Genomic DNA, 13,111 nt, shown 5'->3' on the forward strand with positions numbered 1-13,111 from the left:
TGCCCTGATGGCCCTTAAGGATACATGCGGACCTTGGACCATGCACCGTCCGGCGTCTCGCGACGGAATTCGATGCGGTCATGCAGGCGGAACTTGCGGTCGTGCCAGAATTCGATACTGACCGGGCGGATACGAAAACCGGACCAGTAGGACGGACGCGGAATTTCACCGATGGCATATCTGGCGGTATATTCGGCCACCGCTTTTTCCAGCGCGAAACGGCCTTCCAGCGGCCGCGACTGCTTGGACGCCCAGGCGCCGATGCGGCTGCCGCGCGGGCGTGAGGCATAATAGGCGTCCGCCTCCTCGTCGGTGACGATCTCCACCTCGCCGCGCAGACGCACCTGCCGGCGAAGGCTCTTCCAGTGGAAACACATGGCCGCTTTTTTCTGACCGAGGATCTCCTGACCCTTCTGGCTTTCGAAATTCGTGTAGAAAACAAAGCCGCGGTCATCGACGCCTTTCAGCAGCACCATACGCACATTCGGCAGGCCATTTTCGTCCACAGTGGCAAGCGCAACCGCGTTCGGATCGTTGATTTCGGAAGCCGTTGCATCCTTCAGCCATTCGGCAAAAAGCGTGAACGGTTCATTTTCTTCCGTGAAGTCACTGGATGTTAACCCCGTTTCCGACATATTGACTAAAATGCTCCCGAGCTGATTTGGACCCCAGAGATGATCTCTGGCGAAAGATGGTGACCGTCATAGCAAAGTCGAACAGTCGAACAAAGGGCCTCCTTTCGTCGATAGCGGAAGTTTCCGCCGTCGTGTCAATGCTTGTGGTGCTGAGCGGATGCGTCAGCCTCGATCTGTTCGGCGGCGACAAGGTCGACCGCTCGCTTTCCACGGCTTCCGTTCCCAACCAGCCGAACAATGCACCGCAGACGGACGATGCGACGATCCGCAACGCCGTGACGTCGGCCGATCTCGCCAAGCTCGCCGACCAGCCATTGCCCTGGGCCAATGCCGCCACCGGTAGTGCCGGCGTCGTTACCGCCATTCACGAAGACAAATCGAGCGGTTTCGTCTGCCGCGATTTCAGGACGACGCGCCACTCCTTCGATGGCGTGGCGAGCTATTCCGGACAGGCCTGCCTGTCGGAAACCGGCGAATGGCTGCTGACCCGCTTCGAGCAGAAATAATCTATTTACCTTGGTACATGGAATAGAGCCGGCCCGGGTGCGGCGCGCTTCCTCCGTAAAGGAGTGATTAGCAACTTATTGCAACAGTCGACGTTGATTAAACCGAGGGCGTGCAGGCGAATGATCGCGGGCACCCCTTTTCGGAGGGGTTAGTTTCAGGATTGCGCCATGAAGGGCGGCAGCGCCTGAGCCAACGTAACTGGTGTTTCGCATGCGCGATCCATATTCGATCCTTGGCGTGAAACGTGACGCCCGCCACGAGGAAATCAAGGCCGCCTGGCGCACGAAGGCGAAAACCGTCCATCCGGACGCCAATCGCGACGATCCCGATGCTTCGGCGCGATTCGCCGAGATCGGCCAGGCCTATGACCTTTTGAAAGACCCCAGGAAGCGCGATCTTTACGATCAGGCCCGCAAGGCGGCCGAGAAGAAGCAGCGCGACCAGACCATCATGCAGCAGCGGGAAGCCGCCCGCGAGGCCGCCGAGCGCGCCAAGGCCGCAGAAAAGCTGATGGAGGAACTGGCCCGCGCGGATGCCCGCAACCGGGCACAGACCGGCCAGAAAACCGACGCCAAGGCGGAAACCGCCGAAGATATCGTCGAGCGGATCTTTGGTGCGGAAGCGCAGAACGACCCCAAGGTGCAGCAGGCTGCGGAAGCGGCGAAGGCCGCGGCGAGTTCCGCGAAAGGCGACATACCCGCCGCCGGCGAACCCATCCAACCCGGCACAGGCGATGACAGGACAGCACCCGCTTCGCTGGCCGCCAATCTCTTCAACGCTCTCGTGCGTCGTTTCCGCCCCGCGCAGCCCGCTGCGGAAAAGGCGCCGGATATTACGGCGGAGGCCACCGTCACCGTCGCCGATCTCCTAGAGCACCGGTGGATCACCGTGTCGCTTGCCGACGAACGCGAGATCCGCTTCCAGCTCGAAGCCGGCATGACGGACGGGCACGTCGTGCGGCTGAAGGGACAGGGGCTGAAGCTTGCCAATGTGCCGCGCGGCGATCTTGCCGTGACATTGCTGGCCGCCCGCGACGATGCCTTTTCCCTGCGTGGCTTCGATATTCACACCACCTTGCCGATTTCGCTCAGCGACGCGGTTCTGGGCTGCGAAACGAAGGTCGGAACACCGCTCGGTGAGGAAAACATCACCATCCCGGCCTGGTCCGGCTCGGACCGCGTGCTGAGGCTCGCCGGCAAGGGCCTTGCCGATGGCGAGGGCGGAAGGGGTGATCTCGTCATCGAATTGCGCATCATCCTGCTCGAAAAGCCGGATGAAAAGGTGACCGACCTGATGCGGCACATGCGCGAAGGCCTTTATTTGTGAAAGTTTTGCGAATAGCCGGGACAACGCACCCTTTGTTACGTTCCCTAACAGTTGATGATCTTTGGCAATCTTGAACAGGATTGCAGCCTATGCCATAGGCAGGACCGATCAAAAGTACTAGGGAGCATAAAATGGCTCAGGCATCCGGCCTCATGGCTGGCAAACGCGGCCTCATCATGGGTGTCGCCAATAATCGTTCCATCGCTTGGGGCATCGCCAAGGCCTGTGCCGACGCGGGCGCGGAAGTTGCGCTGACCTGGCAGGGCGACGCGCTGAAGAAGCGTGTCGAACCTCTGGCACAGGAACTGGGCGCCTTCATGGCCGGCCACTGTGACGTGACCGATCTCGAGACGATCGATGCGGTTTTTGCCGGGCTGGAAAAGCACTGGGGCAAGATCGACTTCGTCGTGCACGCCATCGCTTTCTCCGACAAGGACGAATTGACCGGCCGTTACCTCGATACCAGCCGCGACAACTTCAACCGCACCATGGACATTTCCGTCTTCTCGCTGGCCGCCGTCGCCAAGCGCGCAGAGCCGGTCATGAATGATGGCGGCTCGATCATCACGCTCACCTATTACGGCGCCGAAAAGGTCATGCCGAATTACAACGTGATGGGCGTGGCCAAGGCCGCTCTCGAGGCCAGCGTGCGTTATCTCGCCGTCGACCTCGGCAATCGCGGCATCCGCGTCAACGCCGTTTCGGCCGGCCCGATCAAGACGCTTGCCGCTTCCGGCATCGGCGACTTCCGTTATATCCTGAAGTGGAACGAATATAATGCGCCGCTGAAGCGCACCGTTTCCATCGAGGAAGTCGGCAAGTCCGCACTCTACCTGCTGTCCGACCTTTCGACCGGCGTGACCGGCGAAATCCACCATGTCGATTCCGGTTATCACACCATCGGCATGAAGGCGGTGGATGCGCCTGACATTTCGGTCGTGAAGGACTAAGCCTGCGAAGTTTGAAAACGGGGTATCGCCTTGCTCGTCTATGTGATCCGGCACGGACAAACGGACTGGAATGCGATACGCCGGCTTCAGGGCCAGAAGGACATTCCGCTCAATGATTTCGGCCGCCAGCAGGCGGTCGGCAATGGCATGCTTCTCGCCCGCCTTCTGGGCGAACGAGCCATGGATTTCGACTATGTGGCAAGCCCGCTCGGGCGCACGCGCGAGACCATGGAACTGATGCGCGACGCGATGGGTCTCGATCCCAAGGCCTACCGCACCGACGACCGCCTGATCGAAGTTTCCTTCGGCGACTGGGAAGGGCAGACCCTGCCCGAGCTGAAGAAGGAATTTCCCGACCGGGTGAAGGCACGCAAGGCCAACAAGTGGGATTTCATTCCCCCCGGCCAGGATGCCGAAAGCTATGAAATCCTCTCCTGGCGCATCGGCGCATGGCTTTCTTCCGTGGAAAGGCCAACCGTCTGCGTCTGCCACGGCGGCGTCATCCGCTCAATCTTCCGGCTTGTTTCAGGTATGGACAAGGATGAGGCGTCGAGAACGCAGATTCCCCAGGACCGGATTTTGAGGGTCGAGATCGATGGGAATAGTGCGGAGTGGATTTCGTGAGAAATCGCGGAACATAACCCTCCGCATCGTCCTCCTTGAGACGCTTGTATTTTGGCAGGGCCTTGCCGCTCGTTTCTTCTCCCCCAGGGAGAAGGTGGCCCGAAGGGTCGGACGAGAGGGCAAGCTCTCCGAACATCTCTACCCTTGCCCCCCTCGTCCCGCTGCCGCGGACTTCTCCCCGGCGGGGAGAAGAAACGGATGCAAACGCTCGTTTCACAACGAACGTTTGACATAAGGGTTAAGCAGGAGGGCCAAGCCTTATTGCACGACCTGAAGATCGTCGACCACGCGTTTTCCATCCACTTCCGTGTAGAAAACCACGACCTTCACGCCCGCCTTCAGACCTTCGAAATTGAACTCTTCCGGCACGCGATAGGTCTTGCCGTCGCTCAGCGTAATGCTCAGGCCATTCGCGTCGATCTTGCTGATCGTGCCTTCCACATCGACGCTCTGGGCGAAGCTGTTGATGGGCATCAGGAGGTTGGTGGCGGCCAGAAGGGCGGCAATCATCATACGCATCGATCTAGCTTTCGTGGATTTGCGTGAAAACCTTACATGCATGAAGAATTGCCTTTCGAATGTGGCGGAAATTGCCCGCAACCATGACATTTTCGGCCCAATTGATGAACGGATTTGGGATCACGTTCAAGCCGTTAGTGATTTTTACACCGCATTTCCCGGCAATATTGGAAAACTCCGGTTTAAGGTGGAAAACCTCAGCTCTTTTACAATTTCGTCATCTCGAAAAAACCCAGTCGATACGGTCGAATCACTTTTCACCGCCCATGGCCGGGACTGTCGTTTTTCGTCCGTTCCCAAGTCGTGAACGGTACGTCACCTGCTTATCCCGTTTGCGATGAAAGAAAGGCTTTTGCCTTGCCCGGATTTTCCACTAAGACAAATCCGCTTGTTTTAAACGGCGCCGTCCACAGGCGCCCTGTTTCCGGTCTTGAGAACTATGTCGCATAACAGTTTCGGTCATCTTTTTCGCGTTACCACCTGGGGAGAAAGCCACGGGCCGGCACTTGGCTGCGTGGTGGATGGCTGCCCGCCCGGCATCCGGTTTACCCTTGCCGAGGTGCAGCACTGGATGGACAAGCGCAAGCCCGGCCAAAGCCGCTTCGTGACCCAGCGCCGCGAGGATGACATCGTCAAGATTCTCTCCGGCGTGATGCTGGATGAGGACGGTGAGACGATGACGACCACCGGCACGCCGATTTCCATGCTGATCGAAAATACCGACCAGCGTTCCAAGGATTACGGTGAGATCGCCAAGCGTTTCCGCCCCGGCCATGCGGATTTCACCTATGACCTGAAATACGGCATTCGTGACTACCGCGGCGGCGGGCGCTCCTCGGCGCGCGAGACGGCGGCGCGTGTCGCCGCCGGCGCAATCGCCCGCAAGGTGGTGCCGAGCCTGAATGTCCGCGGTGCGCTGGTGCAGATCGGCAAACACAAAATCAACCGCAATAATTGGGATTGGGACCAGGTCGACCAGAACCCGTTCTTCTGCCCGGATGCCTCCATGGTACCGGTGTGGGAAGAATATCTCGACGGCATCCGCAAGGCCGGATCCTCAATCGGCGCCGTGGTCGAAGTGGTGGCGGAAGGTGTTCCGGCCGGCATCGGCGCGCCGATCTATGCCAAGCTCGATCAGGATATCGCCTCCAGCCTGATGTCGATCAACGCCGTCAAGGGCGTGGAAATCGGCGAAGGTTTTGCCTCGGCAGAGCTTTCCGGTGAGGAAAATGCCGATGAGATGCGCATGGGCAATGACGGCAAGCCGATCTTCCTTTCCAACCATGCCGGCGGCATTCTGGGCGGCATCGCCACCGGTGAGCCGGTCATCGCCCGCTTCGCCATCAAGCCCACCTCCTCCATCCTGACGGAGCGCCTGTCCATCGATACCGACGGCAACAATGTCGATGTGCGCACCAAGGGCCGCCACGACCCCTGCGTCGGCATTCGCGCCGTGCCGATCGGTGAAGCGATGGTCGCCTGCACCGTTGCCGACCATTACCTGAGAGACCGTGGCCAGACCGGCCGACTGAAATAAGGGGGACCACCATGGCTTACGACCAGAAACGCGTCGTCGACGCCATCCGCGCTTTCGAAGCCGGCGAAATCGTTGTCGTGACCGATGATGACGACCGCGAGAACGAAGGTGACCTGATCATTTCGGCGGTGCATTGCACGGCGGAAAAGATGGCCTTCATCGTGCGCCACACCTCCGGCATCGTCTGCGCGCCCATGCCGCGCGAAGAAGCCAAGCGGCTGAACCTCAATGCCATGGTGGCGGAAAATGACAGCGCCCATACGACGGCCTTCACCGTCAGCGTCGATTTCAAGCACGGCACCACGACAGGCATTTCCGCCGATGACCGCACCCTGACGGTGCGCAATCTCGCCAACCCGAATGTCGGCGCTGCCGATTTCACCCGGCCGGGCCATATTTTCCCGCTGATCGCCCGCGAAGGCGGCGTGTTGATGCGCTCCGGCCATACGGAAGCGGCGGTCGACCTCTGCAAGCTCGCCGGCCTGCCGCCGATCGGCGTCATCTGCGAACTCGTCAATGATGATGGCACCGTGACGCGCGGACCGCAGGTCTCCGCCTTTGCGGAAAAGCACCAGCTCAAGCAGGTCTCCGTCGCCGATCTCATCGCCTATCGCCAGCGTAAGGAAACGCTGGTGGAACTGGAATCCTCCTTCACCATCGAAACGCCCTTCGGCCCTGCCAAGGCGCACACCTATTCCCTGCCCTGGGATCCGATGCAGCATATGGCGGTGATCTTCGGCGACATTCGCGACGGCATCGACATTCCCGTGCGCCTGCATCCGGAAAACGTGGCCGACGACGTGTTCGGCGATCGCCAGCCGGTGCGGCATTACATGCAGAAAATCGCCGAGGAAGGCCGCGGCGTCATCGTTTATCTGCGCGAAGGCTCCGTCGGCGTTGGCCAGGTGGCCGGACGCCGCAAGGCACGCGATCCCGATGAGGCCCATGCGCAGGCCCGTTCGCGCGAGAATGAATGGCTGGAAATCGGCCTCGGCGCACAGATCCTGAAAGACCTCGGCATCAGCTCCATCAAGCTGATGACCACCCGCGAGCGCCATTATGTCGGCCTCGAAGGGTTCGGCATCAAGATTTCTGCGACGGATATCGGGTGATTTCTAAGCTTCACTGAGGACGAGCATCAATCCGCCCGTCGGTGAATATGAAGCGATCGGGTACCGCTTGTTTCTTCTCCCCGAGGGGGAGAAGTCCGCGGCAGCGGGATCAGGGGGCGCGGTCAGCGATAGATCGCAAGCTGCCCCCTCATCCGACCCTTCGGGCCACCTTCTCCCCGGCGGGGAGAAGAAATATGCCGCCAATGCCGTGCTCTCGTCCTGACTCAAGGGCTGGGATGACGTTGCGATAGAGCGACCGCCCTACTCCTCCCGCCACCCCTCCAGATAAGTCACGCTCTCCACTCCCGTAAACTTCGCAAGCCGCGACAGTTCCGCGTCGAGCTTCTCCAGCCGTCCGGCGGAGGCGCGCACACCGGGCTCCAGCCACAGGCGACGCACATCCAGCGTGCTGCGCTTGCGGTCCGCCTTCATGTCGATGCGGCCGATCAGCCGGTCGCCTTCCAGAAGCGGGAAAACATAATAGCCATATTGCCGCTTCGGCTCCGGCACGAAGACCTCGATGCGGTAATAGAAACCGAACAGCCGTTCCGTGCGGTTGCGGTCACGCAACAGCGGATCAAACGGGCTCAGCACACGAACCCGGGCGGAGGGTTCCGGCACGTCGGAAAGGTCTGCGGTGAAACCGGCAAAGGCATAGGACGGGCGGGCACTCTCGCCATCGCTGGAGAGGAGCGAGACCTCACATAATTCACCGCGATGGTTCTTGACCCAGTCCCGCGCCTCCTGCGGGGTGACGAGATCAAAAAAGGCGGCGATTTCGCCGTGGGTGGCAAAACCCAGCCGCTTCAGCGCCTCGCGGCAGGCCCAGTCGACGAATTCGGCGTGCTCTACCTCGGTTTCGTGATGTTCGCCGGGAATGACCCGTTCGGCCAGATCATAGACCTTCTGGAAATTCACACGGCCGGCAATCGCCAGCTTGCCGGTGTGCCAGAGATATTCGAGTGCCGTCTTGGACGGATGCCAGTTCCACCAGCCTCCGGATTGATGCCCCTTCTCCTTCAGCTCCCGCGCCAGAACCGGGCCGGTGGCGGCAATGCGCTCCAGCGTTTCGCCGAAAGCCGCATCGAAACCCTCGCCGTGCCATTTGCGCCAGCGCTCCTGAATGATTGGCTCGCGGCGGCGGAAGCGGTGTTTCCAATAGGGGTAAAATTCCGTCGGCAGGATGGAAGCATCATGCGTCCAGTGCTCGAACAGCGCCCGGTCCTTTTCCAGCAGCGTGGTCAGATGGCCTCGCCTGTAGGTCTGGTTGCGGGAGAAGATGATCTGGTGGTGGGCGCGCTCCACCGTGCCGATGCTGTCCACCTGCACAAAACCGATATCGGTGATGAGCTGCAGCAGCCCGTCCTTGGAAAGCGCCTTGCCGGGCGGAGAGGAAAGCCCCTGCCGCGCCAGAAAAATCCGCCTTGCCGCTTCGTTCGAAACCTTGATCGTCATGGAGGGGAAGGTAGAACGGCTTTTTCGCGATTGCAATGTTCTTTTTTTGTTCTTTATTTCACTTCTGTTGATGATGGGATCGGGGTCATGCCCGCTGCTTCCCGTCATACCGGCCTTGAGCCGGTATCCAGCCAGCCCAAGTCCCTGGGTTGAAAAGACGCTTTCCGCCGCGTCGACGCGCGTCGGCTGGATCCCGGCTCAAGGCCGGGATGATGAAAGCAGTGCGGTTCGCTCTAGGAAATCGTTGCGCCGTGGATTATGCGAGAAAGCATGGAAAACTTGGGAATCCGTTTCGACGCCGCAGGTGTCGCCTTCGAGGGCCGGCAGGCCTTGCGGCCATTGTCTCTGACGCTGACGGAGAAGCGCATCGGCGTGATCGGCCTCAACGGCTCGGGCAAGACCACCTTCGCGCGGCTGATCAACGGGCTGACGAAGCCGAACGAGGGTAAGGTGTCGGTCAACGGGCTCGACACCGTGAAAGACGCAAAAGCGGTCCTCCAGACGGTCGGTTTCATCTTCCAGAATCCGCAGCACCAGATCATCCTGCCGATCGTGCGGGACGATATCGCCTTCGGCCTCAAGCGGCTTGGCATCGGCAAGGGGGAAACCGAAAGTCGCGTGAAGGCCGTTCTTGCCCGGCTCGCTATTTCCCATCTCGAGGAACGGCGCGCGCATGAGCTTTCCGGCGGCGAACTGCAGCTTGCGGCGCTGGCGGCCCTGCTGGTTACCGAACCGCAAATCCTCATTCTCGATGAGCCGACTAATCAGCTTGATCTCAAAAACCGGGCAATCGTCGAGAAAACCATGGCCGCGCTGTCGCAGTCGCTGATCGTCATCACCCACGACCTGCCGCTGCTTCAAGGTTTTGACCGCGTGCTGGTTTTCCACGAGGGCGCCCTGATTGCCGACGCCGGCCCCGAAGAAGCGGTCGCGCGGTATCTCGCGGCGGTGTCGCGATGAAATCGCTGCATGTGGAAGGCACCGGCTGGCTCTACCGCGTCTCGCCGCGCATCAAGCTCCTGACGCTCATGGGCTTCAGCATCGCGCTGTTCCTTACCCGTGACCTGCTGCTTCTGGGAAGCGCCGTGGGGCTCGCTGCCCTCATCCTGCGTGAGACGCGGCTTTCTTTCCGCGAAATCGGTCTGCGGCTGCGGCCGGTGATGCTGACCATCCTCCTTGTTGCCGCCTTCAGCTATCTGCTGCTGCCGGCCCAGGATGCGAGCGTCAATCTTCTGCGGCTCACGGCGCTTGCGTTTCTCGCCACCGCCGTCACCATCACCGTCAGCATTTCGCAATTCATGGATGAGATTACCCGTGCCGCGGCACCGCTCGAAAGGCTGGGGCTGGTGAAAGCCGCCGATATCGGGCTTGCGGTCGGGCTCGTCGTGCGCTTCGTGCCGGAGATCGTCAACCGTTACCATGCGGTGCGCGACGCACACCGGGCGCGCGGCCTGCCCGTGCGGATGGCCACCATCATCGTGCCGCTCGTCATTATGACGTTGAAGGATGCCGATGCCATTGCCGACGCCATTGACGCGCGCGGTTTCAGAGGCCAAAGCTTGGCGCCAGACAACCATCCGGAGTTTTGAGCGCCATGACGACCCGCGACCTTGTGCTGATTTCGCTGTTTTCCGCCATCATCATCGCACTCGGGCTTCTGCCGCCGATCACCCTCGGTTTCATTCCGGTGCCGATCACCGCGCAGTCGCTCGGCGTCATGCTGGCCGGTGTCGTGCTGGGGGCAAAACGCGGCACGCTCGCGGTTCTGCTGACGATCCTGATCGCCGCCATCGGCCTGCCGGTGCTCTCGGGCGGACGCGGCGGCCTTTCCATCTTCACCACACCGACGACGGGCTTCCTGATCGGCTGGATCGCGGCCGTTTTCGTGACGGGCTTTCTCTCGGAAAAATTCGTCCATCGCGGCCAGTCGGCTTTGGCGCAGGGCGTCGGTTTCTTCGTCGCCAGCCTGATTGGCGGCGTCGTCGTGCTTTATGCTTTCGGCATCACCTATCTGGCGCTGGTCGTCGGGCTCGGTTTCGAAAAGGCCTTCATGGGCTCGCTCGCCTTCATTCCGGGCGATGCGCTGAAGGCCGTACTTGCGGCGCTGGCCGGCCGCGCCGTAATGGCCGGTTATCCGCTTCTGCCGCAGCGCGCCTGAACACACTTTCTTCGGGAGGAAAAGAATGGCGACGCGTTTATACGAACATCCGATCTTCCTGGAGCACATCACGCCCGAAGGCCACCCCGAGCGGCCGGACCGGCTGCGCTCACTCAACATCGCGCTTGAACACCCGAATTTCGAACGGCTGATCCGGAAAGAGGCGCCGCAGGCCAATGAGGATGCGGTGCTTCTGGCGCATCCGGAAGAGCATCTTCTTGCCGTCATGCGGCAGGTGCCCGAAGAGGAAGGCGAGATCAACCGCATCGAGGCCGACACCTACGTTTCGCCGAAAAGCCTGCAGGCGGCGCTGACCGGCATCGGTGCTGCCATGGCGGCAGTGGATGATGTGTTTACCGGTGCTGCCGACAATGTCTTCGTCGCCGCCCGCCCGCCCGGCCATCATGCCGAAACCGCCAAGGCCATGGGTTTCTGTCTTTTCAACAATGTGGCCATCGCCGCCCGCCATGCGCAGAAGGCCCATGGGGCGGAGCGCATCGCCATTGTCGACTGGGACGTGCACCACGGCAACGGCACGCAGGAAATTTTCTGGAACGATACCTCCGTGCTGTTCTGTTCCACCCACCAGATGCCGCTTTACCCGTGGAGCGGTGACAAGAACGAGACCGGCGTAAAGAACAACATCGTCAACGCGCCGCTTTCGCCCAATACCGGCAGCGAGCATTTCCGTGAGGCGTTCAAATCCCGCGTCCTGCCGGCGATCGCCGATTTTTCGCCCGATCTCATCCTCATCTCCGCCGGTTTCGATGCGCATCACCGCGATCCGCTGGCGCAGATCAATCTCGTGGGCGAGGATTTCGACTGGGCGACGGGCCGGCTTCTGGAAATGGCCGACAAATACGCATCGAACCGGGTCGTCAGCCTGCTTGAAGGTGGTTATGATCTGGAAGGGCTGGCGGAATCGGCAGCCATGCATATTTTGAGAATGATGAAGGGTTGAACATGACGGAAAATGCCAACGCAGCCGATATAAGCGGATACTCCTTCGAGAAGGCCGTCGCCGAGCTGGAAAGCATTGTCGCCCGCCTGGAACGCGGAGATGTTGCGCTCAATGAATCTATCGACATCTATGACCGCGGCGAAGCCCTGAAGAAGCACTGCGAGACGCTCCTGAACGCCGCCGAGAAGCGAATCGAGAAGATCCGCCTCGACCGTGCGGGCAAGCCGCAGGGTGTGGAGCCGCTCGACGGGGAGTAAACACGTCCTGTTGAACGGTGTGACGCTGCGTTCACCATTCCGACGCTCCCACCCCGTTCCGTTCGTGGTAAGCTTTCGTGTAACGCTACGAGGAGCAAGCCATGTCCTTCTTTCCCGGTAACGATCCTGTCGCGGGTGATGCTTTTGCCTGCGATGCCATCGAGAACCTCATCATTCCCCGTACCAGCGATATTGGCGGCTTTGCGGTGCGTCGCGCGTTGCCCACGCGGCAGCGGCGGCTTGTCGGTCCCTTCATCTTTTTCGACCGCATGGGCCCGGCGATCCTGAAGGCGGGAGAGGCACTGGACGTCAAACCGCATCCACACATCGGGCTTTCCACCGTCACCTATCTGTTCGACGGGGAAATCAAGCATCGCGACAGTCTCGGCACCGAACTCGTCATCCGTCCCGGCGACATCAACCTGATGACGGCCGGGCGTGGCATCGTGCATTCGGAACGCACGCCGGAAAACCTGCGCGGACATCCGCTCTCCATGTCCGGCCTGCAAACCTGGCTTGCCCTGCCCGACCATATGGAAGAAATCGCCCCGGCCTTTGCCCATACGGCGAAAGAAGACATGCCGCTGATCGATATCAGGGGCGCTTCCGGCCGGGTGGTGATCGGCGAATTCGAAGGCCTCACCTCCCCCGTTTCGGCCTTTACCGATACGCTTTATGTCGACCTGACCCTAGAGCCGGGCGTGAAATTCCCCTTCTCCGCCGATCATGAGGAACGGGCGATCTATATTCTGTCCGGTTCGCTCGATGTGGCCGGCGATATCTTCGCCGCCGACCAGCTTCTCGTCTTCCGGCCGGGTGACGACATCACGCTGCAGGCCGGCAGCAATGGCTGTCACATCATGATCTTCGGCGGAGCGGCGCTCAACCAGCGCCGTTACATCTGGTGGAACTTCGTTTCGTCATCAAAAGAACGCATAGAACAGGCCAAACAGGAGTGGAGAACCGGACGCTTCGATATCGTTCCCGGCGACGAAGAAGAGTTTGTCCCTTTGCCGGAAGGTTGAAATTCTATAGAAGTGTACGACATGCAGGGCTGACCCGCCGGCTTT

At 60.6% G+C, this 13,111-nt stretch carries 15 protein-coding genes; 12 read left to right on the forward strand and 3 right to left on the reverse strand.

The window, feature by feature from the left end; all coding sequences use genetic code 11:
• Positions 1 to 14 precede the first annotated feature (14 nt).
• Positions 15 to 635 carry a pyridoxamine 5'-phosphate oxidase gene (gene pdxH, locus QD336_RS04145; protein ID WP_269342277.1) on the reverse strand — a complete coding sequence of 207 codons (621 nt, stop codon included), beginning with the start codon at positions 633 to 635 and terminating at the stop codon, positions 15 to 17.
• Positions 636 to 691: 56 nt separating this feature from the next.
• Here pdxH and QD336_RS04150 point away from each other — a divergent pair, with 56 nt between their 5' ends.
• The 4 genes from QD336_RS04150 (at position 692) to QD336_RS04165 (ending at position 4,042) form a co-directional block, all read left to right on the forward strand.
• Complete coding sequence (locus QD336_RS04150; RefSeq protein WP_331284189.1) at positions 692 to 1,141, forward strand: RT0821/Lpp0805 family surface protein; 450 nt, start codon at positions 692 to 694, stop codon at positions 1,139 to 1,141.
• A gap of 211 nt (positions 1,142 to 1,352) precedes the next feature.
• Positions 1,353 to 2,468, forward strand: a complete 1,116-nt coding sequence (locus tag QD336_RS04155) for a DnaJ C-terminal domain-containing protein (RefSeq protein WP_499169505.1) — start codon at positions 1,353 to 1,355, stop codon at positions 2,466 to 2,468.
• A gap of 131 nt (positions 2,469 to 2,599) precedes the next feature.
• Positions 2,600 to 3,418: an enoyl-ACP reductase FabI gene (gene fabI / locus QD336_RS04160; protein ID WP_003521090.1), complete on the forward strand. Its 819-nt coding sequence runs from the start codon at positions 2,600 to 2,602 to the stop codon at positions 3,416 to 3,418.
• A 30-nt stretch (positions 3,419 to 3,448) separates the two neighbouring features.
• Positions 3,449 to 4,042: a histidine phosphatase family protein gene (locus tag QD336_RS04165; RefSeq protein ID WP_499169506.1), complete on the forward strand. Its 594-nt coding sequence runs from the start codon at positions 3,449 to 3,451 to the stop codon at positions 4,040 to 4,042.
• Positions 4,043 to 4,300: 258 nt separating this feature from the next.
• On the opposite strand, the gene QD336_RS04170 is transcribed toward QD336_RS04165, so the two are convergent.
• Positions 4,301 to 4,561: a DUF1344 domain-containing protein gene (locus tag QD336_RS04170; protein WP_269342274.1), complete on the reverse strand. Its 261-nt coding sequence runs from the start codon at positions 4,559 to 4,561 to the stop codon at positions 4,301 to 4,303.
• A gap of 439 nt (positions 4,562 to 5,000) precedes the next feature.
• Here QD336_RS04170 and aroC point away from each other — a divergent pair, with 439 nt between their 5' ends.
• Together aroC and ribB are read left to right on the forward strand one after the other, a co-directional pair.
• Entirely contained in the window at positions 5,001 to 6,098 is a 1,098-nt protein-coding gene (gene aroC / locus QD336_RS04175; protein WP_499169508.1) for a chorismate synthase, read from the forward strand.
• A gap of 11 nt (positions 6,099 to 6,109) precedes the next feature.
• Positions 6,110 to 7,210, forward strand: a complete 1,101-nt coding sequence (gene ribB / locus QD336_RS04180; protein WP_499169509.1) for a 3,4-dihydroxy-2-butanone-4-phosphate synthase — start codon at positions 6,110 to 6,112, stop codon at positions 7,208 to 7,210.
• 261 nt (positions 7,211 to 7,471) lie between these two features.
• Here ribB and QD336_RS04185 read toward each other — a convergent pair whose 3' ends face one another.
• Complete coding sequence (locus QD336_RS04185; RefSeq protein ID WP_499169687.1) at positions 7,472 to 8,665, reverse strand: winged helix-turn-helix domain-containing protein; 1,194 nt, start codon at positions 8,663 to 8,665, stop codon at positions 7,472 to 7,474.
• 279 nt (positions 8,666 to 8,944) lie between these two features.
• Here QD336_RS04185 and QD336_RS04190 point away from each other — a divergent pair, with 279 nt between their 5' ends.
• The 6 genes from QD336_RS04190 (at position 8,945) to QD336_RS04215 (ending at position 13,066) form a co-directional block, all read left to right on the forward strand.
• Positions 8,945 to 9,625 carry an energy-coupling factor ABC transporter ATP-binding protein gene (locus QD336_RS04190; RefSeq protein ID WP_499169689.1) on the forward strand — a complete coding sequence of 227 codons (681 nt, stop codon included), beginning with the start codon at positions 8,945 to 8,947 and terminating at the stop codon, positions 9,623 to 9,625.
• Positions 9,622 to 10,254 carry an energy-coupling factor transporter transmembrane component T family protein gene (locus tag QD336_RS04195; RefSeq protein WP_499169510.1) on the forward strand — a complete coding sequence of 211 codons (633 nt, stop codon included), beginning with the start codon at positions 9,622 to 9,624 and terminating at the stop codon, positions 10,252 to 10,254. Before QD336_RS04190 ends, QD336_RS04195 begins: the two co-directional genes overlap by 4 nt.
• A gap of 5 nt (positions 10,255 to 10,259) precedes the next feature.
• The gene (locus tag QD336_RS04200) at positions 10,260 to 10,823 is read left to right on the forward strand and encodes a biotin transporter BioY (protein ID WP_269342270.1); all 564 of its coding nucleotides are present in this window, start codon (positions 10,260 to 10,262) and stop codon (positions 10,821 to 10,823) included.
• A gap of 25 nt (positions 10,824 to 10,848) precedes the next feature.
• On the forward strand, positions 10,849 to 11,784 hold the full coding sequence (locus tag QD336_RS04205; protein WP_499169511.1) for a histone deacetylase family protein: 936 nt from the start codon (positions 10,849 to 10,851) through the stop codon (positions 11,782 to 11,784).
• Between the two features lie 2 nt (positions 11,785 to 11,786).
• On the forward strand, positions 11,787 to 12,041 hold the full coding sequence (locus QD336_RS04210; RefSeq protein WP_499169512.1) for an exodeoxyribonuclease VII small subunit: 255 nt from the start codon (positions 11,787 to 11,789) through the stop codon (positions 12,039 to 12,041).
• A 101-nt stretch (positions 12,042 to 12,142) separates the two neighbouring features.
• Entirely contained in the window at positions 12,143 to 13,066 is a 924-nt protein-coding gene (locus tag QD336_RS04215; protein WP_003494197.1) for a pirin family protein, read from the forward strand.
• Positions 13,067 to 13,111 lie beyond the last annotated feature (45 nt).

This window comes from Rhizobium sp. BR 250, from assembly GCF_047445855.1.
Classification (GTDB): domain Bacteria; phylum Pseudomonadota; class Alphaproteobacteria; order Rhizobiales; family Rhizobiaceae; genus Agrobacterium; species Agrobacterium tumefaciens_I.